Here is a 22,913-nt window from a genome sequence, read left to right on the forward strand (position 1 = left end):
GGCACCGGTCCGGCACCGGTTCCGGATCCAGTTCCGGCTCCGCCCCCGCCTTCCCGCATCCCGCGGGAACGCGGGGGCGTTTCGTTCGCCGCGCACACCTCGCCGCGCCCCTGTCAACCGCTAGGCTGGTGAACCGACTGGCGCGCCGACAGCCGACGGTGCGCCGACCGCGACACGACGAGGAGTCCGCCACATGGGAACCCATCAGTCCGGCGCGCCAGACCCCGCCCAGTTCGGGGCCGTGCTGTTCGACTTGGACGGGGTGCTCACCCCGACCGCCGACATCCACGAGCAGGCGTGGGGCGACATGTTCCGCGCCTTCCTCGACGACCGCGGCGCCGAGCCGTACACGGGCGCCGATTACTTCGAGCATCTCGACGGCCGCCGCCGGGACGAGGGGATCCGGGCATTGCTCGCCTCCCGCGGCATTTCGCTTGACGACGGCTCGGCGTCCGACACCTCCGCCGATGACACGGTCACCGGCCTGGGCCTGCGCAAGAACGAGGACTTCCTGCGCAGGGTCGCCGAGGGCGTGGAGCCCTACGCGGGGTCGGTGACGTTCCTCGACCACCTCGACGCCGTGGCGGCGGGAGAGGGCGCGGGCGCGCCGAAGCTGGCCGTGGTCAGTTCCTCGCGCAATGCCCGCCCGGTCCTCGAGGCGGCCGGGCTGCTGGACCGCTTCGAGCTCGTCGTCGACGGCAACGTCGCCCATGACCTCGGGCTCGACGGCAAGCCGTCGCCGGCGACGTACCTGTACGCCGCCGAGCAGCTGGGCGTGCCCGCCGCGGAGGCGGTCGTGGTCGAAGACGCCATCTCCGGCGTGAAGTCCGGCGCGGCCGGCGAGTTCGGGCTGGTCGTCGGCGTCGACCGCGGCGCCGGTCACGATGCGCTGCTCGACGGCGGCGCCGACGAGGTCGTCGACGATCTGGCGGAGCTGATCCGATGAGCCGCGAAGATTCCGGGAAGGGCGCGGCGCAGATCGCGGCGGGCATGCCGGCGACGGCGGACGTGCCGGGCGCCGATCCGTCGGCAAGCGGGGTCGCGCCTGGCAGCCGCACATCCGAGGAGCGGCGCCGCAAGCGCCGCGAATTCGAGCCGACCCGCGCCGACATCCACCACCACCTGGTCGACGCCGAAGGCCTGATGGACCGCGACGTCACCCCCGTCGACGAATGGCGGCTGGTCGAGGCCAAGCCCGGCGGCGTCCCGCTCGGCGTCGCGGAGACGCTGTTCGCGCTGTCCAACGGCTACATCGGCATGCGCGCCAACCCGCCGGAGGGGCGCGACTCCGCCGAGCACGGCACGTTCATCAACGGCCTGCACGAGACCTGGCACATCCGCCACGCCGAAGACGCCTACGGGCTGGCGCGCGAGGGGCAGTCGATCATCAACGCCCCCGACTCCAAGGCCATGCGCCTCTACATCGACGACGAGCCGCTGCGCCTGGGCAACGCCGAAGTCCACGACTACGAGCGCTCCCTCGACTTCCGCGACGGCGTGCTGCGCCGGCGCTTCCACTGGCGCACCCCCGGCGGCAAGCAGGTCCGCGTCAGCAGCGAGCGGATGGTCAGCTTCCAGGAGAAGCACGTCGCCGTCATGTCGCTGGAAGTCGAGCTGCTCGACTCCGACGCCGCCGTGGTGATCAACTCGCAGATCCTCAACCGCCAGGACGGCGAGGACGAATACCACGACTCCGACGCCGCCCAGGGCTCCGAGCTGGACCCGCGCCGCGCCGAGACGCTGGAGGAGCGGGTGCTCAACCCGACCTTCCAGGCCGAGGGCGACGAACGGTCCACCCTGGCCTTCCGCTGCGCCCGCTCCGGCATGACCGTGGCGTGCTCGATGGACCACTCGTTCACCATCACCACCCCGGACGGCTCCGACCCTTACCTGGAGGTCGACCGACGCACCGAGCAGGACTCCGCGCAGGTCCTGTACCACGTCAACGCGCCGAAGGGCTCGGTCATCCGGCTGGAGAAGTTCGTCTCCTACCACTCGTCGCGCCACGTCCGCGGCGAGGAACTGGCCTTCCGCTGCGCCCGCACCCTCAACCGCGCCCGCCGCATCGGCATGGGCGCCATGCTGGACAACCAGAAGGAATGGCTCGAGCGGTTCTGGGAGCGCTCCGACGTCGTCGTGCACAACCAGCCGGAGATCCAGCAGGCCGTGCGCTGGAACATCTGGCAGCTGGTGCAGGCCTCGGCCCGCGCCGAAATCCAGGGCGTGCCCGCCAAGGGCATGACCGGCACCGGCTACGGCGGGCACTACTTCTGGGACACCGAGATCTACGTCCTGCCGTTCCTCTCCTATACCTCCCCGTCCTTCGCCCGCAATGCGCTGCGGTTCCGGTGGGACATGCTCGAGGCGGCGTGGGCGCGCGCCGACGAGCTCGCCCACGACGGCGCCCTGTTCCCGTGGCGCACCATCAACGGCATGGAGTCGTCGGCCTACTACGCGGCCGGCACGGCGCAGTACCACATCGACGCGGACATCGTTTATGCGCTGATGAAGTACGTCTACGCCACCGGCGACGCCGAGTTCCTGCTGCGCGAGGGCACGGACCTGCTGCTGTCGACGGCGCGGTTCTGGATGTCCCTGGGCTTCTTCGACGCCGAGCGCGAGGAGTTCCAGATCCATTCGGTCACCGGGCCGGACGAGTACAACACCGTGGTGAACAACAACCTGTACACCAACGTGATGGCGCAATATAACCTCACGGCCGCCGCCGACGTGATCCGCCAGATGATGTCGGAGCGCCCGGAGGCCTTCCGCGAGGTCTGCCACCGCTACAAGTTGGAGGTCGCCGAGGTCGAGGAGTGGGAGGAAGCCGCGGCGAAGATGTACATCCCGTTCAACGAGCGGTTGGGCATCCACCCCCAGGACGACCAGTTCCTGCTGCGCAAGCGCTGGAACCTCGATGACCCGGAGGCGGGGCCGAAGCGCCCGCTGCTGCTGCACTATCACCCGTTGACCATTTACCGGCACCAGATCATCAAGCAGGCCGACGTCGTGCTGGCACTGTTCCTGCAGGGCAACAAGTTCACCGAAGACGAGAAGCGCGCCGACTACGACTACTACGACCCGCTGACGACGGGCGACTCGTCGTTGTCGGCGGTGGTGCAGTCGATCGTCGCCGCGGAGCTGGGCTACGGCGAGAAGGCCGTCGACTTCTTCATCCGCGGTCTCTACGTCGACCTGGCCAACCTGCACGGCAACGCGGCCGACGGCGTCCACGTGGCGTCGGCCGGCGGCGTGTGGCAGTCGCTGGTCTACGGTTTCGGCGGTTTCCGCGACCATGACGGCGTGTTCACCATCGATCCGCGCCTGCCGGACGAGTGGGACGGCCTGACGTACCGGTTGACCATCCACGGCTGCCGCATGCGGGTGACGGTGCGCCGCCGCACGGTGGAGCTGGTGGTGGAGGAGGGCGAGCACGCGCTCGGCCCGATCCACGTCGCCGGCCACGAGGTGATCGTGGGCAAGGAGCCCATGACCATCGTCGTGGGCGAGCGCGTCGACCATGAGCCGCCGCAGGAGTCGGAGCCGACGGAGGAGGAGCTCGCCCGCGTCGCCGAGCAGCTCGACGACGGCGATGAGGTCGATCCCCCCGAGGCGTCCAACGGCACGGGCATGCAGGGCGATCCGGCGGAGTCCGAGCTGGCGAAGAAGTGATCGTCCGGGCGGGCGGACGGGTCGTCCGCCTCGCGCCGGAGGAAGGCTGCCCTAAATAGCAGTGCGGTCGTCGAAAAGCCAGCCGGAGGCGGGCGGGAACCGGGATCCCGCCCGTTTTTCGCTTTTCGACGCCGCCGTTGCGCCATGACGGGTGTGGCAGGTGGGGAATTATGCGCGGAAAACCTGCGAAAATCCCCATATCTGAGAGTTACCTGGGGCGGGGGTGGAGAAATCTGTGAAACTCCTCACCCGGATGGGGGATAAATGGTGACAGTGGGCTCAGTGACTTTAAAGTGAACGTGACACTGGAGGTGCCATGACTGTTACTAGTTCCAACCGTGACGCGATCGCGCACGGAAAAATCACTTTTGAGCCGCTGCGTGAGCGGCCCAAGTTCCCGTCCTGGGCCCTGAAGCTGATTATGGCCGTGACCGGCCTTCTCTTCGGGCTCTACGTCATCGTCCACATGGTGGGCAACATGAAGATCTTCATGGGCGAATCGGACTTCAACGCCTACGCCGCGTTCCTGCGCTCCGTCGGCTACCCGGCCATCCCGCACGAGGGTGTCCTGTGGATCTTCCGCATCGTTCTGCTGGTCGCCGTGATCCTGCACGTCTACGGCGCGTTCGCGCTCCACGGCCGTGCCCGCCAGTCCCGCGGCAAGTTCCGCCGCCAGGGCATGGTCGGCGGCTGGAACACGTTCACCGCGCGCACGATGATCATCACCGGCGTCGTTCTGCTGGCGTTCATCGTCTTCCACATCCTGGACCTGACCATCGGCGCCGCCGTGGCCCCGGAGAACTTCATCCACGGTGAGGCCTACGCCAACCTGGTCGCGTCGTTCTCCCGCCCGCTGGTCGCCATCTGGTACATCATCGCCCAGCTGGCGCTGCTGCTGCACCTGTCCCATGGTCTGTGGACCGCCACCAGCGACCTCGGCATCACCGGCGCCCGCTGGCGCAAGGTCATGCTGTTCCTGTCCGGCCTGATTCCGCTGCTGGTCGTCGTCGGCAACATCGCGATCCCGGTGGCCGTCCTCACCGGTCTGGTCAGCTAGGTCGAGAAGGGTATTCGATAATGACGAACACTGAAATGCAGACTGGCGCCACCGATTTCCAGGCGCCCCAGTCCGTCGTCGATGGCGTTGTCATCGGCGGCATCCTCGGCGACAACTCGCCGGGCGACAAGGCCCCGATGCGCGATCACTGGGAGTACCAGAAGGACCACTACAACCTGGTCTCCCCGCTGAACCGCCGCAAGTTCCGCATCCTCGTCGTCGGCACCGGCCTGTCCGGTGGCGCCGCCGCGGCCGCCCTCGGCGAGCTCGGCTACGACGTGAAGGCCTTCACGTACCACGACGCCCCGCGTCGCGCGCACTCCATCGCGGCCCAGGGCGGCGTCAACTCCGCCCGCGGCAAGAAGGTGGACAACGACGGCGCGTACCGCCTGGTCAAGGACACCGTGAAGGGCGGCGACTTCCGTTGCCGCGAGAACGACTGCTGGCGCCTGGGCATCGAGTCCACCCGCGTCATCGACCACATGAACGCCATCGGCGCGCCGTTCGCGCGCGAGTACGGCGGCGCCCTGGCCACCCGTTCCTTCGGTGGCGTGCAGGTCTCCCGCACGTACTACACCCGCGGCCAGACGGGCCAGCAGCTGCAGCTGTCGACCGCGTCGGCCCTGCAGCGCCAGGTCGGCCTGGGCAACGTCGAGATGTTCACCCACAACGAGCTCGTCGACGTCATCGTCGCCGACGGCCGTTGCCAGGGCGCGGTCATGCGCAACCTGATCACGGGCGAGCTGACGGCCCACACCGCGCACGCGGTCGTGCTGGCCACCGGCGGTTACGGCAACGTGTACCACATGTCCACGCTGGCGATTAACTCCAACGCGTCGGCCATTATGCGCGCTTACGACCAGGGCGCCTACTTCGCGTCCCCGTCGTTCATCCAGTTCCACCCGACCGGCCTGCCGGTCAATGCGCACTGGCAGTCGAAGACCATCCTGATGTCGGAGTCGCTGCGAAACGACGCCCGCATCTGGACGCCGGCCAAGGAGGGCGACGACCGCCCCGCCAACGACATCCCCGAGGACGAGCGCGACTACTTCCTGGAGCGCCGCTACCCGGCCTTCGGCAACCTGGTCCCGCGCGACGTCGCGTCCCGCGCCAACGCCCAGCAGATCAACGCCGGCTACGGCGTCGGCCCGCTGAACAACTCCGTGTACCTGGACCTGCGCGACGCCATCCAGCGCCTGGGCAAGGACACCATCAAGGAGCGGTACTCGAACCTCATCCAGATGTACGAGGAGGCCATCGGCGAGGACCCGTACGAGGTCCCGATGCGCATCGCCCCGACCTGCCACTTCACCATGGGTGGCCTGTGGTCCGACTTCAACCAGATGACCTCGATCCCGGGCCTGTTCACCGGCGGCGAGTGCTCCTGGACGTACCACGGCGCGAACCGCCTGGGCGCCAACTCCCTGCTGTCCGCGTCGGTCGACGGCTGGTTCACCCTGCCGTTCTCCGTGCCGAACTACCTCGGCCCGCTGCTCGGCGAGGATCGCCTCTCCGAGGATGCCGCCGAGGTCTCCGAGGCCCTCACCCGCGCCCAGGCCCGCCTGGACAAGCTGATGAGCATCGGCGGCACCCATGGCGCCGAGTACTTCCACCGCCAGCTGGGCGAGGAGCTGTACCGCGTGTGCGGCGTCGCCCGCAACAAGGAGGACCTGGCCGAGGGCCTGGCCAAGATCCGCGAGCTGCGCACGCAGTTCTGGGCGGACCTGTTCATCCCGGGCAACCCGGATGAGATGAACCAGCAGCTGGAGTACGCCAACCGCGTCGCGGATTACCTGGACCTCGGCGAGCTCATGTGCGTCGATGCCCTGGACCGCGACGAGTCCTGTGGCGCGCACTACCGCGAAGACCACGTCGACGACGAGGGCGAGGCCCGCCGCGACGACGACAACTGGTGCTTCGTCTCCGCGTGGGAGCGCGGCGACAACGGCCCGGCCTGGGATCTGAAGAGCAACACCCTGATCCGCCATGCCGAGCCGCTCACGTTCGAGGCCGTCCCGCTCATGACAAGGAATTACAAGTAATGAAACTGCACCTTGAAATCTGGCGCCAGGCCGGTCCTCAGACCGAGGGGCACTTCGAGAGCGTCGACGTCGATGACGCCGTCGCCGAGATGTCCATCCTGGAGCTTCTCGACCACGTCAACTCCAAGTACGTGGAGTCCGGCAAGGAGCCGTTCGCGTTCGCCTCGGACTGCCGCGAGGGCATTTGCGGCACCTGTGGCCTCAACGTCAACGGCCGTCCGCACGGCCCGGGCAAGAACACCCCGTCGTGCCAGCAGCGCCTGTTCCAGTACTCGGACGGCGACACGCTGAAGATCGAGCCGATGCGCTCCGCCGCCTACCCGGTCATCCGCGACATGGTCGTCGACCGTTCCGCGCTGGACCGCGTGATGGAGAAGGGCGGCTACGTTTCCGTGGCCGCCGGCACCGCTCCGGACGCCGACACCCTGCATGTCAACCACCAGACCGCCGAGCTCGCCCTCGACCATGCCGCGTGCATCGGTTGCGGCGCGTGCGTCGCGGCCTGCCCGAACGGTGCGGCGCACCTGTTCACCGGCGCGAAGCTGGTGCACCTGTCGCTGCTGCCGATGGGCAAGGAGGAGCGCGGCCGCCGCGCGACGAAGATGGTCGACGAGATGGAGACCAACTTCGGCCCCTGCTCGCTGTTCGGCGAGTGCGCCGACGTCTGCCCGGCCGGCATCCCGCTGACCGCCGTGGCCGCCATCACGAAGGAGCGGGCCCGTGCGGCATTCCGCTCCAAGGAAGACTAGGCTGGGAACCCACTAACCGGGGTCTCAGGAAGGATTAAGAAATGGCTACGTCTACCGCCAAGCGCTACCGCGGCGAAGAGCACTTCATCGACGGCTACGTGCCGCAGAGCTTGAACGCCGAGTACTCGTCCCTGCACCGTTCCACCACGTGGATCGGCGCGGGCCTGTGGCTCGCCTCGCTCGCGGGCTGGGGCTGCTTCATCTTCGGTCTGGCCGTGATGGGCATGGACACCACCACCGCCCACGAGGTCGGGGCCGTCCCGTTCGGCGCCGAGTCCTACGTGCCGGCCGGCGGCGAGCCGTTCAACCCGTCCTACTTCATGTGGGGCGGCCTGATCGCGGCGATCGTGCTGGACGTGCTGGGCTTCCTCCTGATCCTCCGGGGACGCAAGCAGTTCCTGGCGTACCGACGCGAGTTCGGCGTCCGCCACTAGGGCGAGCCGAGCTCGGCCGGACCCGGTCCGGCACCTCCGGGGCACGCCCCGCCACCGCATCACGCGGCGGCGGGGGCGTGCCCTTTCCCATGCCCGGGGCATCCGGGGCCATAATCGAAGGCATGCCAGCCCACTCGAAGCACCACGCCCATGACGATTCCCACGTGGGCGTCGTCACGCAGGCGGCCCTGCCCGCCGGCGGCCGGCACCGTGCCGGGGACCCCGCCCCGGATCCGGTCGTGCCCGCGCCGCCGCCGCAATCTGGCCCGCTCGCGGTGCCCGGCCCGTCCCCGGAGACCGAGGCCCGCAAGCGCCGGGAACTGCGCAACTCCAAGGCGTTCGCCACCAGCCTGCTGGTGCTGGCGACGCTGATCTACCTGGGCTGCCGCTGGCTCGAAGCCGACGCGACGTCCGACGGCGAGATCCCGGCCGCGTGGATCGGCTACGTGCGCGCGGCCAGCGAGGCCGGCATGGTCGGCGCGCTGGCGGACTGGTTCGCGGTGACCGCGCTGTTCCGGCACCCGATGGGCATCCCCATCCCGCACACCGCGATCGTCCGGCGCAAGAAGGACCAGGTGGGGGAGTCTCTGGCGAGCTTCATCGGCGACAACTTCCTCAATCCCGCGCTGGTCGTTGACAAGGTGCGGTCGCTGCAGATCACCGACCGCGTCGGCGGGTGGCTGGTCGAGCCCGGCTCCGGGACGAGGGTGTCGGAGCATGCGGGCAAGTTCATCGGCAACGCGCTCGAGGCCGTCGACCCCGCGGACGCGGAGGCCGTGATCAAGGCGGCGGTCGTGGACAAGCTCGCGGAGCCCGAGTGGGGCCCGCCGGCCGGCCGCATCCTGGAGCAGCTCATCGACGAGGGCCGCACCGAGCCGATCGTCCAGCAGCTGGCCGAGTGGCTGCACCGCAAGGCGCAGACCAGCCACGGGCTCATCGATTCGATGGTCGGCGACCGCGCGCCGACGTGGGCGCCGCGGTTCGTCAACGACATGATCGGCGACCGCGTCCACCGCGAGATCGTGGAGTGGACGTGGCAGGTGCAGTCCGACCGCGACCACGAGGCCCGGCAGGCGCTGCGGCGCGGGCTGAAGAAGCTCGCCCGCGACCTGCGCGAGGATCCGGTGACCATGGCTCGCGTCGAGGAGCTCAAGGCCGACCTGCTCGGCTCGCAGGCCGTGGTCGCGGCGCCGGGGGCGATTTGGAAGTCGACGTCGGAGTCGCTCATCGAGGCCGCCCGCGATCCGGAGTCGCTGATCCGCCGCAAGATCGCCGAGGCCGCCGAGCGCTACGGCCACCGCCTCAACGAGGACGCGGAGCTGCGGGCGTCGATCGACCGGAGGATCGAGAAGGGCGCGACCTTCCTGGCGGAGAACTACGCCGGCGAGATCACGTCGATCATCTCGGAGACCGTCGAGCGCTGGGACGCCGACGAGGCCTCGAAGAAGATCGAGCTGATGGTCGGCCGCGACCTGCAGTTCATCCGCGTCAATGGCACGCTGGTCGGGTCGCTGGCGGGCCTGGCCATCTACACGCTGTCCACGCTGATCTTCGGCGGCTGAGGCGGGTTTCGGGCGGGTATTTGAGCCGCGCGTCGTGCGGGTGAGCGGTGCGGGGAACAATGCGCTGACGTGGATCGTTACCGGAACGTAGACTGGAACCGACGGCCATTTACCGAGGAGCAGACATGACCGAGCACGACAGCACCGATCACGACCGCACCGAGCCCACGGAGCCCACTGAGTCCACCGAGCCCACCGGCTCGACCGATTCCACCGGGACCGCCGATGCCACCGATGGCACCGATCCCGCCGGCGCCGAGCGCGACGAGAAGCTCGGCCAGGCCATGGATTTGGTCAAGACCCCGTTCTACGCCTGGATCGGCGCCGGCGTGCGCACGGTGGAGATCCTGGGCGACATCGGCGCGCGAGTGCGCGCCGAGGAGGAGGCCCGGGGCGGGTCCGGCGAGTCGGTGGGCGCCGATTCGCTTGACGACGATCCCGCGCAGCCCGGCGCCGATGCCCCCACGTCCGCCGGTCTCGCCGATGGCGTGGCCGGTCGCGTGCGCGATGCCCGCCGCAGGGTCCGCGATTTGGGCGACAACGCCGGCGAGCAGTCCCGCGAGGCATTCCTCAAGGCGCTCGACGCCGCCCAGCTGGCGTTCAACGACGCCCTGACCAAGGCCCAGGCCGGCGGCGACCGTGCCTTCGCGTCGGCGCATTCGCTGCCGGAGGACGTCGCCTCGCGCGCTGAGCAGCTCAAGCCGGAGCAGCTGCGCGCGGTGGCCGACGGCTACCTCGAGGCCGCGTCGAAGATCTACCGCGAGCTGGCCGCCCGCGGCGAGCAGGCCGTGGACGAGAGCGTCCACGTGGCCAAGGAGCGCGGCTCCTCCTTCGGCGCCGCCGGCTTCCCGGGTGGGCGCGCCGCCGGTGCGGACGATGCCGGTGCGGCGAAGGGCTCCGGCCGCGCCACGGATCCGGTGTCGGCGATCTTCGGCAAGCTGCCGTTCGCCGGTGCCGCCGCCGAGCGCGTCACCGGTTCGCTGGAGGACGTCGCCCGCGAGACCGTCAAGCCGCTGCAGGATGCGGGCCAGGAGTTCCTGGGCCGCTTCGACCAGGAGAAGCTCTCCACCCGCGTCGAGGGGCTGCTGCACCAGGCGGCCGACGTCACCGAGCAGCTGCTGGGCGCCCTGCGCGCCGAGGATGCCGCCGCCGGTTCGGCCGGTGCGCCGGGGTCCACCGCCGGTGGCGCCGAGAAGGGCGCCGGCGGTGACGGCGGAGTCGTCGACGCCGATCCGGACATCGTCGACGGCGAGGTCGTCGACAACGGCACCGACAACTTTGCCGATAACGCTGCCGGGGAGGACGACGCCAACCGATGATCATCCAGCAGATTTACCAGTGGATCGAGATCGTTTTCCGCATCGGTTTGCCCATGCTCCTGGCCATCGCGTCCGTCGCCGGCCTGATCATGGTCCTGACCACGCGTTCCGATGCCTTCGACGCCGCCGACCGCAAGAGCAAGGGCGTGTGGGCGGCGATGCTCGGCGGCGCGACGGCGTTCCTCGCGTTCCCCATGATCGGGTGGATGATGCTCGGGATCCCCATCATCGCCTCGCTGGTCATCACCGGCATTTACTGGCTCGACGTGCGGCCGCAGATCCGCGGCATCCTGGATAACGCCCAGGGCGGCTGGTAGCGCACCAGCGAAAAGAGCCGGCCCCCACCGCGATGGTGGGGGCCGGCTCTTTTCGTCGGTTCTGCGCGTGCCTCGGTCACTCGAAGACGACGGTGCGGTTCCCGTAGACCTGGACGCGGTCCTCGAGGTGCCAGCGCAGCCCGCGGGCGAGCACCTGCTTCTCGGCGTCGCGACCCTCGCGCTGCATGTCGCGGGGGGTGTCCTTGTGGGAGACGCGGATGACGTCCTGCTCGATGATCGGCCCGTCGTCGAGGTCGGACGTGGCGTAGTGGCAGGTCGCGCCGATGAGCTTCACGCCGCGCTGGTGCGCCTGGTGGTACGGGCGGGCGCCCATGAACGACGGCAGGAAGCTGTGGTGGATGTTGATGGCCCGGCCCTCCCACATCTCGCACAGGTCGGCGGGGAGGATCTGCATGAAGCGCGCGAGCACGATGGCGTCGGGGTTTTCGGCGTTGACCAGCTCGGCGACCTCGTCGAAGGCGTGGCGCTTGCCGATGGCGTCCTTCGGGAACGGCACGTGGTGGAACGGGATGCCGTGGGCGCGGGCCAGCGGCTCGAGGTTGTCGTGGTTGCCGATCACCGCGGCGACGTCCATCGGGTAGTCGTTCTGGTCGACGCGGCCGAGGAGGTCCTGCAGGCAGTGGCCTTCCTTGGTCACCAGGATCACCGCGCGCTTGGGCACGCCGTTGTCGGAGATCTTCCACTGGGCTTCCGGGCCGAGGGCCTCGACGACGGGGCGGAAGGCCTCGCGGACCTCTTCCAGCGTCATGTCGAGTTCGTCGGCGCGGACGGCCTGGCGGGTGAAGAACCACTTGGTCTCGGGGTCGGAGAAGAAGTGGGCTTCGGTGATCCAGGCGCCGATTCCGGTCAGGAAGGACGACAGGTGCGAGACGATGCCGGTCGAGTCGGGGCAGCCGAGCGTCAGGATGTACTGGCGCTCCTGCGGTGCCTGCTTCGGTTGAGCCAACGGTGAACGGGTCATTCCCGCGATTTTAGCCGCCGCGCATACGCTGGGGCCCATGAGCCAGCCGTTTGCCCTGCAGCATGCCGCGTCCACCGATGTCGCCGTCTTCGATCCGGAGCTTCCCGCCGATGGGGTCCGCGCCGCGGTGGAGGCGGCCGCGGCGTCGGGGTGCGCGGGCGTGCGGTTGCTGCCGGCCATGCTGGGCCAGCTCGGCGCGGATGCCGCGGGCCGGTTGCGGGTCGGGGTGGTCTGCGGCTTTCCGACGGGCCGCTCCCACATCCTGGTCAAGGCCGCCGAGGCCCGGCTCGCGGCGGAGCACGGCGCCCATGACGTCGCGGTGGTCCTCGATCGGGCCGCGGTGGCCACCGGCGACGCCAACGCGGTGCTGTCGGAGGTCGTCGCCCTGCGCGGCGCGGTCGCGGCGCCGACGCAGCTGACGGTGGTCGTCGACGCCGGGTTGCACGCTTCCGGATTGCTTGACGACGCCTCATTCGACGCCATCATCGCCGCCATCTCCGCAGGGGGCGCCGACGCGGTGGCGACGGGCATCGGCTGGGGCGCCGGTGCCGGCACCGTGGAGCGACGAGGCGCCGGCCCCGAGCAGATACTGCGCATCCGTGCGGCGGCGCCGGGCCTCGGCGTCATCGCGGTGATCGGCGACGCCGGCGAGCGCGTCGGCACCAACGGAGAAGGCGAAGACCCCGGCGACCGCGCCGCAAAGGCGCTGGCCGCCGGGGCCCACGTGGTGCAGGTGCCGGCTGCGTCGGTGTTCGGGGACTGAAAGGCGGAGTCGACGGAGCCGACCCCACCACCAGAGCGACCGTCTAGCGGTACTCGATCGCCGACAGTCCCGACAGGGCGATGTCGCGGCCCTCGAGGACCACGTTGACGCCCTTGTCGGTGACGGTGACGTCCTTGACGGTGAAGCCATGGCCGATCTGCTGGGCGGGGCCCGTCAGGGCGGCCTCCGCGAAGCGCGAGATCAGGCCGTCGGCGCCCATGCCCAGAACGGAGCCGCCCTCGATCTCCGCGGTGACTCCGCCGTCGCGGACGACCGGGCGCAGGTCCACCGTGGCCAGGCCGCCGGAAAACTCGGCCGTGAGCACCCCGCGGTCCGGATGCGGGGTCAGCCCGGTCAGGCGCACGGCGGAGGTGATCAGGTCCTCGATGAGGTTGCCCGACCCTCCCGACGCATCGGAGACGCGGATGTTCGCCTCGGCGATCATCAGCTCCGGCGGCAGCTCGGAGACGACGTCGACGCGCGCCGCCACCGGATCATTGGTGTTGGAGATGTCCACGTCCGACAACGTCACGTCGGCGGCCGGCGAGCCCACGATCTGCGGCGTTCCATTCTCCGCGCGCGGATCGGTGACCTGCAGCGTCGACGGCGTCTTCAAGTTCATGCTGCCCAACTCGTTGGTCAGCAGCGCCAACAGCACCGGGCTCGAGCCGAAGGAGGTCTCCACCTCCTCGCTCACCACCGCGCCACGGGACTCCTCCGCCTGGCGGAAACCATCCGAAATCTCCTTGCCCAGGAACATGCGCAGCGCGATCTCGCCGACCACCAGCACCAGGGCGATGACCAGCACCACGCCGACCAACACGCCCAGCGGATTGCCGCGCTTCTTCGACTTCTTCCTCTTCGCGTTCACGAGTCACAGCATGGCGCAAACCCGCCGCCGGAGCCACAACGGGCCCCCGGACGGCGAAAACCCGCACACCGGGCGGTGTGCGGGCGCGGTGGCCGTCGTCAAGCAACGGCCCAACCCGACCGGGACGGACCCGGCCGGGAAGAAACGGACTAGGCGTTCTTGGCCAGGTACTCCTGCAGGATGCCCGCTTCCTTCTGGAACAGGCCATCGACCGCCGCGGCGACCTTCGGCTCCAGGATCGCGCCCATCATGGGCACGTTCACGGTGACGTCCGCACCCGTGACGATCGCCGAACCATCGCCCGCCGGCGAGAGCTTCTGCGTGCCGGAGAACGTCACCGGCATGCCCGTGACATCGGCATCGACCGTGGCATCGGCCGAATCGCCGGCCAGCGGGCCCCAGGAAATCTTGCGCACGACGATGAGGTCGTTCTTGATCAGGGACTTGACGGCATCCGGAAGGGCATCGGTGGCCAGGGTCTGCTTGAGCTCGACGTTGATGCGGTCACCCTCGTTGTCGAAGGAGACGACCTCGCCGGCGGGCGTGGAAAGGTTCTCGGCCAGGTACGTCCAGTAGGCGTTGTCCGACAGGGCCGCGTGGACCTTCTCGGGGGCGTAATTGACGTTGGCGGTGATCTCGGTGTGGGAAGCCATGCCCCCGATACTAACGTGGGGGGCGTGCACGAATCAGCCTTGACGCGAATCTCCGGTGTTTCCGGGGCCAAAATCGACCACGACGTGGCGTTCCGCGACCTGACCACGCTCCGCCTCGGCGGGAAACCGGCCGCCGCCGTGCGCTGCGCGACCGTCGATGCGGTCGTCGAGGTCGTCCGCGCGCTCGATGAGGCGGGTGTGCCGCTGCTCATCGTCGGCGGCGGCTCGAACCTCGTCGTCGCCGATGAGCCCGGCGATCTGGTGGCCGTGATCATCGAGGCCGACGACGTCGTGCTGGGGACCTCCGGGCATGGGCTCGACGTCGACGGCGCGACCGTGGAGGCCGAGGCCGGCGCCGTGTGGGACGACGTCGTGGAGATGTCCGTCGCCGCGGGCTTCGGCGGCCTGGAGTGCCTGTCGGGCATCCCGGGTTCGGCGGGGGCGACGCCGGTGCAGAACGTCGGCGCGTACGGCGCGGAGGTGTCGTCGACGCTGGAGGGCGTGCGCCTCTACGACCGCCGCACGGGCGCCGACGAGTGGGTGTCGCCCGAGTCGCTCGAGCTGGCGTACCGGTTCTCCAACCTGAAGTTCACCGCCCGCGCCGTCGTCCTGGCCGTGCGGTTCCGCCTGACGGTCGACGGCCTGTCGGCGCCGCTGCGCTACGGCGAGCTGGCCAAGCGCCTGGGCGTCGGGCCGGAGGAGGGGGCGTCCGGCGAGGCGCGCCGCCCCGTCGCCGACGTGCGCGAGGCGGTGCTGGCCCTGCGCCGCGGCAAGGGCATGGTGCTTGACGACGACGACCACGACACCTGGTCCGCCGGTTCCTTCTTCACCAACCCCATCGTCGGCGAGGCCGAGGTCGAGGGCGTGCGGGCGCGGGTGGCCGAGGCGTGCGGCGCGGAGGTGGCGGAGTCGATGCCGTCGTATCCCGGCGGGAAGCTGTCGGCGGCGTGGCTGATCGAGCGCGCGGGTTTCCCGAAGGGCCATCCGGGGGAGGGGGCGCCGGCCCGCTTGTCCACGAAGCACACCCTCGCGTTGACCAATCGCGGCGGCGCCGCCTCGTCCGATCTCATCGCGCTGGCGCGGGAGGTCCGCGATGGTGTCCGTGATGCGTTCGGCGTGACGCTGGTGCCCGAGCCGGTGTGGATCGGCGCCGAGCTGGATTAGCGCCGGCCCAGGGCGGCGCCGAGCTGGATCAGCGCCGGCCCACGGCGTCGCCGCTCTGGATCAGCGCCGGCCGAGGGCGGCCGAGCTGTGGTCCTGCCCCGTTCCACTTCTCCGCCGCCGAACAGGTCCGGCCCCGGCCCACGTCGTGGCGCCCCACATCGTCGTCCACTCAGTCCACCTCTCGTCATCGCCGGCTCCTTCACCGCTCTTCACCGCCGGCCCACATAGTCGTCCACCCAGTTCTCCGCTCGTCACCGCCGCCGAAGCCAAACCACGGGGTCTAAAACTCGGGGTCAGGGTTGACCCCGTGGTTTGGGCGCTGAATTCGGCCGACCCCGTGGTTTAGACCCCGTGGTTTGGGATTGAGCGCCCGTGACCCCGTGGTTTCCCGAGCTGCGCCCTCGAATCCGGCGCCATCGGTCGCCTCGACGCCGACCAGGATCGCCGCCGAGGCTAAATCCCGACTTCTAAACCACGACAGGAGCCGGTTTCGGTCGCCAAAACCCGACATCGCCGGTGAAGTCGGACTTTGGATGTCGGGGTTTGGGATTGGCCGGGGTGATGTCGGGGTGTGAGTCCGGGGAGTGACTCTGTTTTGGCGCGGGTATGGGCTCAGGGCGTGGGGTTCGACCGGGTGATGTCGGGGTGCGGGGTTGGGCGCCGGTGGATCCGGTGGTGTGGCGGAGACGCCGAAGCCCCCGGCACGGGCGGGTGGCGGGGGCGTGGGCGTCGTCAAGCAAGTGAAGCGGGGAACGCGAACCGCTGCTGCGACTGGTTCCGGGAGCGCTACGGCTACCGACGGTGCAACGGCTGCGGCTGCCGCTACTTCCTCCGCGAGGCGAGGGAATCGACGGTGCGGCCGGAGTCCTCGAGCTGCTTCATCAGCACGTCGCGGACGTCGCGGCGGCGGATCTTGCCCATCTGATCGCGCGGCATCTCATCGAGGTGGAAGAACGCGCGCGGCACCTTGTAGCCGGTCAGGTTCTCGCGGGCGTGGGTGCGGTAGGCGTCGATGTCGAGATTGGCGTAATCGCCCAGGGCCACGGCGGCGACGACGAGCTCGGAACCATCGGCCTTGGGCAGGCCCACCACGGTCGCGTCGGCGATGTCCGGGTGATCGAGCAGCACCTCCTCGACCTCGGCGGGATAGACGTTGAAGCCGCCGGTGATGATGACCTCCTTGATGCGCGCCACCAGGCGAAGGAAGCCGTCCTCCTCCAGCACGCCGACGTCGCCGGTGCGGTACCAGCGGCCGCCCGCCGCCCCATCCGGGCCATCGGTGAACGACGCCTCCGTGTCCTCCGGGCGGTTGAGGTAGCCGGCGAAAATCTGCGGGCCGCGGACGACGACCTCGCCCTCCGACCCATCGGCGACGCCCTCGGTCGGGTTCTCCGGGTCGACGACGGCGACCTCGGTGTCCGGGAAGGGGATGCCCACGTAGCCCGGGCGGCGATTGCCGTCCATCGGGTTGCCGACGATGATCGGCGACGTCTCGGTCAGGCCATAGCCCTCCACCAGGCGGCCGCCGGTGAGGCGCTCCCACTTCTCCACCGTCGACACCGGCAGCGTCGCCGCACCGCAGAAGCTGTACTTCACGCCGGTGATGTCGATCTTCTTGGCCTCGGCGGTGGCGATGATCTTCTCGTACAGCGTGGGCACGCCCGGCACCCAGGTGGGGCGGTTGTTCTTCATCACCTTCATGATCAGGTCCATCTCCGCCGCCGGCACCAGGACCAGCTCGGCGCCGATGAGCATGGCCAGGTTGTTGACGATGGTCAGCCCGTAGGCGTGGAAGAGGGGGAGCACGCCGAGGACGGTCTCCTTCTCGTCGCCGAGCCCCGGCACCCACGCCTTGCCCATGAGGATGTTGGCGACCAGGCCGCGGTGTTTGAGCTGCGCGCCCTTCGGTGTGCCGGTGGTGCCGGAGGTGTACATGATCACGGCGACGTCGTCGAGGTCGACGCCGGTGGGCGATTCGATGTCGCGGCCGTCGCCGCCGACGCCGTCGCCGAGGACTGCGTCGAAGCCCATGACCTGCGGCGCCGGCGCGTGGAGCTTGTCGCGCGAGGCCCGCAGCGCCGGGATCGGCAGCTTCAGCGCGGTGCGCATGGCCCACGGCAGGTCGCGGCGCATGTCCACGCCGATGATGGTCTCCAGCGGGGTGTCGCGGCGCAGTTCCTCGAGCACGGGCACGGTCTTGTCCCAGCAGATGGCGATGCGCGCGGCGTGGTCGTTGAAGGGGTGGCGCAGTTCGTGGGCGGTGTAGAGCGGGTTGTGCTCGATGACGATCGCGCCCAGGCGCAGTACGGCCCAGTAGGCGATGACGTGCTGGGGGCAGTTGGGCATCACCAGCGCGACGTGGTCGCCGCGGCGCACGCCGAGGGCGCGCAGTCCGGCGGCGGCGCGGCGCACCTGGCCGTCGAGTTCGGCGTACGTCCAGCCGCGGCCGAAGAACCGCAGGGCGGTGCGCTCGGGGTACTGCTCGATGGCCTGGTCGTATACGTCGACGAGGGTGGTGTCGCCGTAGTCGAGGTGGGGTGCGGTCCAGTCGGGGTAGTGCCGGAGCCAGGTCTTGTCGGCGGATGCGCTCATGGTGTGTCTCCTTCGTAACCTACGAATGCGTAACTTATCATAATTTCGATATCGCCGCAGGTGCGGGCCGCGGCCGCGCCTCACCGTCCGAGTGTTCCGCAAATCACCCCGGGGCCTCGGGCGCCGAGTGCACCCGACGGGTGAACGCGCCGCGCACCGGCGGGGTGAAGGACGTTTGCGGAGCGTGCTTGACGACGGGCATTGTGGAGCCATGAACGGCCACAACGAGGCGCACGCCGGGCATCGCCCCGAGCGGGTCGCGGTCATCTCGATGCACACTTCGCCGCTCGAGCAGCCGGGCACCGGCGACGCCGGCGGCATGAACGTCTACGTGCTGCGCACCTGCCGGGAGCTCGCCGCCCGCGGCATCGCGGTGGACGTGTACACCCGCGCGACCCGCCCGATCCAGGGGGAGGTCGTGGAGGTGGGGCCGAATCTGCGGGTGATCAACATCGTCGCAGGGCCGTACGAGGGCATCTCGAAGTCGGAGCTGCCCACGCAGCTGGCGGCGTTCACGGGCGGCGTGCTCACTTTCGCGCGGTGCCATGACCTGCGCTATTGCGTGGTCCATTCGCATTATTGGCTGTCGGGCCAGGTCGGGTGGCTGCTGCGGGACCTGTGGCGGGTGCCGCTGGTGCACACGGCGCACACGCTGGCGGCGGTGAAGAACCTCCACCTCGCCGAGGGCGATTCTCCCGAGCCGGAGTCGCGCCGCATCTGCGAGCAGCAGATCGCCGACAACGCCGACGTCATGGTGGTCAACACCGACGAGGAAAAGAACAATCTGACCGAGCATTACGACGCCGACGCTTCCCGCATCGAGGTCATCCCCCCGGGCGTCGACGTGCACCTGTACAGCCCGGGCAACGACCGCGCCACGGAGCGGTGCCGCCGCGAGCTGGGCATTCCGCTGCAGGCGAAGGTGATCCTGTTCGTCGGCCGACTGCAGCGACTCAAGGGCCCGCAGGTTCTGTTGCGCGCCGTCGCGGAGCTGGTGTCGCGCCGCCCGCGCCACAATCTCAAGGTCATCATCTGCGGCGGGCCCTCGGGCACGGGCCTCGAGCGCCCCGACGAGTTCGTCGATCTCGCCGAGGAGCTCAACCTCGGCGGCGTCGTCCGCTTCCTGCTGCCCCGCCCGCCGGAGGAGCTGGTCAGCCTGTACCGCGCCGCCGACGTCGTCGCCGTGCCCAGCTACAACGAGTCCTTCGGCCTGGTGGCCATGGAGGCCCAGGCCGCCGGCACCCCGGTCGTCGCCGGTCGCGTCGGCGGCCTGCCCATCGCGGTGGCCGACGGGGAGACGGGGGTCCTGGTCGACGGCCATGGCCCGGGCCAGTGGGCGGATGCACTCGAAGAGCTTCTCAACGACGACGCCCGCCGCATCTCCATGGCGGCCGCCGCACCGGCGCACGCGAGCGAATTCTCGTGGGAACGGACCGTCGACAAGCTCTTGGATGTTTACGATCGGGCACTGTCCGGGCTCGACGACGACGATTGCGGCCCGCGCGAGGCCGAAGGGAGCCGATGACATGACCGAGCAGAACAACCCCGCAGACCCCGCCGATCCCACAGGCGCGCCGGGCCAGCGGCTGGAGGCGCTGACCTCGCAACTCGAGCGGATGGGCGTGGAGCACAAGACGGCGGAGGACTCGGCGATCGTCGTGCTGCCGGGCACCCGCAAGCTCAAGACCGTGTGCCTGCTCACGCCCGCCCCCGACTCGCTGCGCGTCGAGGCGTTCGTCTGCCGCAACCCGGAGGAGAACCACGCCGGCGTCCACGAATGGCTGCTGCAGCGCAACCGCCGGCTGTTCGGCATCGCGTACACCGTCGACGCGCAGGGCGACATCTACCTGGTGGGCCAGCTGCCGCCGCAGCTTGACGACGACGACCTCGACCGCCTGCTGGGGCAAGTGCTCGAGGCGTCGGACGGGGACTTCAACAAGATCCTCGAGCGCGGGTTCTCCACCTCGATCAAACGCGAGTGGGAGTGGCGCGTCGACCGCGGCGAGTCGCTGGCCAACCTGGAGCAGTTCCGGCACCTGACCGGCGGCGACTGACCCGCCCGCCCCGTGCTGCGGCGGGGAGCCTCCCGGAATGGGGGAGCGCGAGCGCGGGGGCCCGTTTTCGGGCATGATCGAGGACATGAGCAACGGAAAACTTGTCCTCGTCCGCCATGGTCAGAGTGAGTGGAACGCCTCCAACCAGTTCACCGGCTGGTACGACGTCGCACTGACCGACAAGGGCCGCGCGGAGGCCGTCCGCGCCGGCGAGATGATGGTCGAGGCCGGACTCGAGCCGACCATCCTGTACACCTCGCTGCTGCGCCGCGCGATCAACACCGCGCACATGGCCCTCGACGCCGCCGACCGCCTGTGGATCCCGGTCGTGCGCGACTGGCGCCTCAACGAGCGCCACTACGGTGCGCTCCAGGGCCTGAACAAGGCCGAGACCAAGGAGAAGTACGGCGAGGACCAGTTCATGGAGTGGCGCCGCTCCTACGACACCCCGCCGCCGGAGCTGGAGGACGACTCGCCGTACTCGCAGGCCAACGACCCGCGCTACGCGGCCGTCGAGAACGCGCCGAAGACTGAGTGCCTGCAGGACGTGGAAAAGCGCCTGATCCCGTACTTCGAGGCCGAGATCCTGCCGCGCCTGAAGAACGGCGAGACCGTCATGGTCGCCGCGCACGGCAACACCCTGCGCGCCATGCTCATGTACCTCGACGGCATCACGCCGGAGGACATCGCCGAGGTCAACGTCCCCACCGGCATCCCGCTGGTCTACGAGTTCGACGCCTCCGGCACCGTCCAGAACCCGGGCGGCACCTACCTGGACCCTGAGGCCGCCGCGGCCGGCGCCGCCGCCGTGGCCAACCAGGGCAACAAGTAGCGTTCCACGGCGCTGCCGGGCCCGTTTGATCGCTGGCCCGCTCGATGGCTGGCACGCTTCGCCGCACGGCCATTTGAGTCGCCGGCGGCAGGGGCCGCATCCGCTTCGGCGGGTGTGGCCTCTTTTGCGTGCACCGATTTCTTGCACGTGCGCGGCGCCTCTTTTCGTGCACCGACTTCTTGCGTGTGCGCGGGCATCTGCCGCGGCCGGTGCCAGGTGGCCCGTAGCGGCGTTGGATCTCGCCGCGCGCACTCCGGCACCAGCCGGCGACGCTGAGGGGCACACAGCGCCGCTTTCGTGTTTTCGCTGGTCACGGGGGCGGTGGCCGTCGTCAAGCGAGTCGAATCCGGCCACGAAAGCAACCTGAGAGAAACCTATTCAAGAACATCCCGTGCGTGGCCGTCGAAGAAGCCGCGTACGGGATGATCTTGAGCTTTTGGGCCCCCTTTTCTTCAAGTTCGTCCCGTGCGTGTCCCGGGTGAACGTCGCGCACGGGATGAGATTGAATCGGTGGGTCAACACCCACGATTTTCGGGCCCTTTTCGGGGGTCCGCCGGGAGATTGGCGGGAAGTTCGAGCGGGATGGATGGAGCTTGCGGGGAGCCGGCCGTGAGGTGGCCGGGGATCGGCGTGAAATCGGTTGCCGTTCTCGGGAGTCCGCCGGGCGAGGGCGACCGCCGGGGGATAGGGTGGATCCGTGACATCTACCATTCTCGCGGCTCTAGTGGGCGCGGCCGTCATGGCCGCGATACTCATCGGGGGCGGTGCCGTCGCCGGGGTGGTGAAATCGGTGTCCAAGAAGCGCTCGGGGGCGGACGAGCGCGTCACCACCATCGCCCAAGTCCTGCACCTGGCCATACAGGGATCCCCGACGGGTGTGGCGGTCGTCGACATTTCGCGCGACGTATTGCTGTCGAACCCGCAGGCCCACCAGCTCGGGCTGATGCACGAGCGGGTCCTGCACGACCTCGGCTGGGAGGCGGCGCTGCGGGTCTTCGATTCGCAGGAGGAGCAGGAGCTCAACCTCGTCATCCCCGCCCGTCGCGCCGGCGCCCCCGACAAGTCCGTCCGCTGCCTGGTCAGCCCGCTGACCATGTCGGATGACCGTTTCGTGGTGCTCTACGCCACGGACGAGTCGGAGCTGGTCCGCATGGAGGCCGCGCGCCGCGACTTCGTGGCCAACGTCTCCCACGAGCTGAAGACCCCGGTCGGCGCGATGAGCCTGCTGGTGGAGGCCCTGGCGGAGGCCAAGGGCGACCCGGATGCGGTCGAGCATTTCTCCGAGAGCCTCACCCGCGAGGCGAAGCGGCTGTCGATGATGATCACCGAGCTGATCTCCCTGTCCAAGCTGCAGGGCGCAGAGGCGCTGCCGGACATGGAGCCGTTGCCGGTGGCGGAGATCGTCGAGTCGGCGGTGCACCGGACGAAGATCCTCGCGGAGCAGGCGGGCATCACCGTCGGCACCGATTGCGAGGAGGGGCTGATGGTCATGGGCGATCGGTCGTTGCTGATCACGGCGGTGTCCAACTTGATCACCAACGCCGTGAATTACTCGCCGGAGCAGACGCCGGTGAGCGTGTCGGTGAATATGTCCGACGGCGACACCGTCGCGGTGCGCGTCACGGACCGGGGCATCGGCATTTCGCTGGCGGACCAGGAGCGCATCTTCGAGCGGTTCTTCCGCGTGGACAAGGCGCGGTCGCGGTCGACCGGCGGGACGGGGTTGGGGCTGGCGATCGTCAAGCACGTCGTCGCAAACCACAAGGGGGCCATTAAGATTTGGAGCAGGCCCGGGACGGGTTCGACCTTCACCCTCGAACTCCCGGCCCTGAAGAAGGAAGGATGATCCA

The 22,913-nt window shown here is 69.4% G+C and carries 19 protein-coding genes; 15 read left to right on the forward strand and 4 right to left on the reverse strand.

Going from position 1 to position 22,913, the window contains the following annotated elements; genetic code table 11:
* Positions 1-193 precede the first annotated feature (193 nt).
* The 9 genes from ACFWGD_RS07010 (at position 194) to ACFWGD_RS07050 (ending at position 11,152) form a co-directional block, all read left to right on the forward strand.
* Positions 194-946 (forward strand): HAD family hydrolase, encoded by a 753-nt coding sequence (locus ACFWGD_RS07010; protein ID WP_377777890.1) that lies wholly within the window; start codon positions 194-196, stop codon positions 944-946.
* Positions 943-3,672 carry a glycoside hydrolase family 65 protein gene (locus ACFWGD_RS07015; RefSeq protein WP_377777891.1) on the forward strand — a complete coding sequence of 910 codons (2,730 nt, stop codon included), beginning with the start codon at positions 943-945 and terminating at the stop codon, positions 3,670-3,672. The genes ACFWGD_RS07010 and ACFWGD_RS07015 overlap by 4 nt, the downstream gene beginning before the upstream one ends.
* A 316-nt stretch (positions 3,673-3,988) precedes the next feature.
* On the forward strand, positions 3,989-4,729 hold the full coding sequence (locus ACFWGD_RS07020) for a succinate dehydrogenase cytochrome b subunit (protein WP_377777892.1): 741 nt from the start codon (positions 3,989-3,991) through the stop codon (positions 4,727-4,729).
* A 20-nt stretch (positions 4,730-4,749) separates the two neighbouring features.
* Entirely contained in the window at positions 4,750-6,771 is a 2,022-nt protein-coding gene (locus ACFWGD_RS07025; protein ID WP_377777893.1) for a fumarate reductase/succinate dehydrogenase flavoprotein subunit, read from the forward strand.
* A complete protein-coding gene (locus tag ACFWGD_RS07030) occupies positions 6,771-7,520 on the forward strand; it encodes a succinate dehydrogenase/fumarate reductase iron-sulfur subunit (protein ID WP_377777894.1) in 750 nt (249 codons plus the stop codon). Before ACFWGD_RS07025 ends, ACFWGD_RS07030 begins: the two co-directional genes overlap by 1 nt.
* A gap of 41 nt (positions 7,521-7,561) precedes the next feature.
* Positions 7,562-7,954 carry a hypothetical protein gene (locus tag ACFWGD_RS07035; RefSeq protein WP_377777895.1) on the forward strand — a complete coding sequence of 131 codons (393 nt, stop codon included), beginning with the start codon at positions 7,562-7,564 and terminating at the stop codon, positions 7,952-7,954.
* A gap of 122 nt (positions 7,955-8,076) precedes the next feature.
* Complete coding sequence (locus ACFWGD_RS07040) at positions 8,077-9,516, forward strand: DUF445 domain-containing protein (RefSeq protein WP_377777896.1); 1,440 nt, start codon at positions 8,077-8,079, stop codon at positions 9,514-9,516.
* A 125-nt stretch (positions 9,517-9,641) separates the two neighbouring features.
* Positions 9,642-10,835: a hypothetical protein gene (locus tag ACFWGD_RS07045; RefSeq protein WP_377777897.1), complete on the forward strand. Its 1,194-nt coding sequence runs from the start codon at positions 9,642-9,644 to the stop codon at positions 10,833-10,835.
* Complete coding sequence (locus tag ACFWGD_RS07050) at positions 10,832-11,152, forward strand: DUF2516 family protein (RefSeq protein ID WP_377777898.1); 321 nt, start codon at positions 10,832-10,834, stop codon at positions 11,150-11,152. Before ACFWGD_RS07045 ends, ACFWGD_RS07050 begins: the two co-directional genes overlap by 4 nt.
* A 76-nt stretch (positions 11,153-11,228) precedes the next feature.
* Here ACFWGD_RS07050 and purU read toward each other — a convergent pair whose 3' ends face one another.
* The gene (purU, locus tag ACFWGD_RS07055; RefSeq protein WP_377777899.1) at positions 11,229-12,134 is read right to left on the reverse strand and encodes a formyltetrahydrofolate deformylase; all 906 of its coding nucleotides are present in this window, start codon (positions 12,132-12,134) and stop codon (positions 11,229-11,231) included.
* A 37-nt stretch (positions 12,135-12,171) separates the two neighbouring features.
* Between purU and ACFWGD_RS07060 the strand changes: the two genes are divergently transcribed.
* Positions 12,172-12,897 (forward strand): hypothetical protein, encoded by a 726-nt coding sequence (locus ACFWGD_RS07060; protein ID WP_377777900.1) that lies wholly within the window; start codon positions 12,172-12,174, stop codon positions 12,895-12,897.
* 43 nt (positions 12,898-12,940) lie between these two features.
* Here ACFWGD_RS07060 and ACFWGD_RS07065 read toward each other — a convergent pair whose 3' ends face one another.
* Both ACFWGD_RS07065 and ACFWGD_RS07070 read right to left on the reverse strand, forming a co-directional pair.
* Positions 12,941-13,768 (reverse strand): hypothetical protein, encoded by an 828-nt coding sequence (locus ACFWGD_RS07065; protein WP_377777901.1) that lies wholly within the window; start codon positions 13,766-13,768, stop codon positions 12,941-12,943.
* A 149-nt stretch (positions 13,769-13,917) separates the two neighbouring features.
* On the reverse strand, positions 13,918-14,421 hold the full coding sequence (locus ACFWGD_RS07070; protein ID WP_377777902.1) for a DUF2505 domain-containing protein: 504 nt from the start codon (positions 14,419-14,421) through the stop codon (positions 13,918-13,920).
* A 24-nt stretch (positions 14,422-14,445) separates the two neighbouring features.
* Between ACFWGD_RS07070 and ACFWGD_RS07075 the strand changes: the two genes are divergently transcribed.
* Positions 14,446-15,585: a UDP-N-acetylmuramate dehydrogenase gene (locus ACFWGD_RS07075; protein ID WP_377777903.1), complete on the forward strand. Its 1,140-nt coding sequence runs from the start codon at positions 14,446-14,448 to the stop codon at positions 15,583-15,585.
* Positions 15,586-16,407: 822 nt separating this feature from the next.
* Here ACFWGD_RS07075 and ACFWGD_RS07080 read toward each other — a convergent pair.
* Complete coding sequence (locus ACFWGD_RS07080) at positions 16,408-18,177, reverse strand: long-chain-fatty-acid--CoA ligase (RefSeq protein WP_377777904.1); 1,770 nt, start codon at positions 18,175-18,177, stop codon at positions 16,408-16,410.
* A gap of 211 nt (positions 18,178-18,388) precedes the next feature.
* Here ACFWGD_RS07080 and mshA point away from each other — a divergent pair, with 211 nt between their 5' ends.
* From mshA to ACFWGD_RS07100, 4 genes are all read left to right on the forward strand, one after another.
* Positions 18,389-19,702: a D-inositol-3-phosphate glycosyltransferase gene (mshA, locus tag ACFWGD_RS07085; RefSeq protein WP_377777905.1), complete on the forward strand. Its 1,314-nt coding sequence runs from the start codon at positions 18,389-18,391 to the stop codon at positions 19,700-19,702.
* Between the two features lies 1 nt (position 19,703).
* Positions 19,704-20,231: a YbjN domain-containing protein gene (locus ACFWGD_RS07090; protein WP_377777906.1), complete on the forward strand. Its 528-nt coding sequence runs from the start codon at positions 19,704-19,706 to the stop codon at positions 20,229-20,231.
* An 85-nt stretch (positions 20,232-20,316) separates the two neighbouring features.
* A complete protein-coding gene (locus tag ACFWGD_RS07095; RefSeq protein WP_377777908.1) occupies positions 20,317-21,063 on the forward strand; it encodes a phosphoglyceromutase in 747 nt (248 codons plus the stop codon).
* A gap of 697 nt (positions 21,064-21,760) precedes the next feature.
* Positions 21,761-22,909, forward strand: a complete 1,149-nt coding sequence (locus tag ACFWGD_RS07100) for a sensor histidine kinase (protein ID WP_377777909.1) — start codon at positions 21,761-21,763, stop codon at positions 22,907-22,909.
* Positions 22,910-22,913: the final 4 nt, after the last annotated feature.

This window comes from Corynebacterium sp. NPDC060344, assembly GCF_042725215.1.
Lineage (GTDB): Bacteria > Actinomycetota > Actinomycetes > Mycobacteriales > Mycobacteriaceae > Corynebacterium.

Excerpts from the sequence above, each read along its gene's own strand:
- ACFWGD_RS07015 (WP_377777891.1), top strand. The coding sequence starts at position 943 with ATGAGCCGCGAAGATTCCGGGAAGGGCGCGGCGCAGATCGCGGCGGGC.
- ACFWGD_RS07020 (WP_377777892.1), top strand. The coding sequence starts at position 3,989 with ATGACTGTTACTAGTTCCAACCGTGACGCGATCGCGCACGGAAAAATC.
- ACFWGD_RS07070 (WP_377777902.1), bottom strand. The coding sequence starts at position 14,421 with ATGGCTTCCCACACCGAGATCACCGCCAACGTCAATTACGCCCCCGAG.
- ACFWGD_RS07060 (WP_377777900.1), top strand. The coding sequence starts at position 12,172 with ATGAGCCAGCCGTTTGCCCTGCAGCATGCCGCGTCCACCGATGTCGCC.
- ACFWGD_RS07080 (WP_377777904.1), bottom strand. The coding sequence starts at position 18,177 with ATGAGCGCATCCGCCGACAAGACCTGGCTCCGGCACTACCCCGACTGG.
- ACFWGD_RS07010 (WP_377777890.1), top strand. The coding sequence starts at position 194 with ATGGGAACCCATCAGTCCGGCGCGCCAGACCCCGCCCAGTTCGGGGCC.
- mshA (WP_377777905.1), top strand. The coding sequence starts at position 18,389 with ATGAACGGCCACAACGAGGCGCACGCCGGGCATCGCCCCGAGCGGGTC.
- ACFWGD_RS07050 (WP_377777898.1), top strand. The coding sequence starts at position 10,832 with ATGATCATCCAGCAGATTTACCAGTGGATCGAGATCGTTTTCCGCATC.
- ACFWGD_RS07030 (WP_377777894.1), top strand. The coding sequence starts at position 6,771 with ATGAAACTGCACCTTGAAATCTGGCGCCAGGCCGGTCCTCAGACCGAG.
- ACFWGD_RS07025 (WP_377777893.1), top strand. The coding sequence starts at position 4,750 with ATGACGAACACTGAAATGCAGACTGGCGCCACCGATTTCCAGGCGCCC.
- ACFWGD_RS07035 (WP_377777895.1), top strand. The coding sequence starts at position 7,562 with ATGGCTACGTCTACCGCCAAGCGCTACCGCGGCGAAGAGCACTTCATC.
- ACFWGD_RS07090 (WP_377777906.1), top strand. The coding sequence starts at position 19,704 with ATGACCGAGCAGAACAACCCCGCAGACCCCGCCGATCCCACAGGCGCG.
- ACFWGD_RS07045 (WP_377777897.1), top strand. The coding sequence starts at position 9,642 with ATGACCGAGCACGACAGCACCGATCACGACCGCACCGAGCCCACGGAG.
- purU (WP_377777899.1), bottom strand. The coding sequence starts at position 12,134 with ATGACCCGTTCACCGTTGGCTCAACCGAAGCAGGCACCGCAGGAGCGC.
- ACFWGD_RS07040 (WP_377777896.1), top strand. The coding sequence starts at position 8,077 with ATGCCAGCCCACTCGAAGCACCACGCCCATGACGATTCCCACGTGGGC.
- ACFWGD_RS07095 (WP_377777908.1), top strand. The coding sequence starts at position 20,317 with ATGAGCAACGGAAAACTTGTCCTCGTCCGCCATGGTCAGAGTGAGTGG.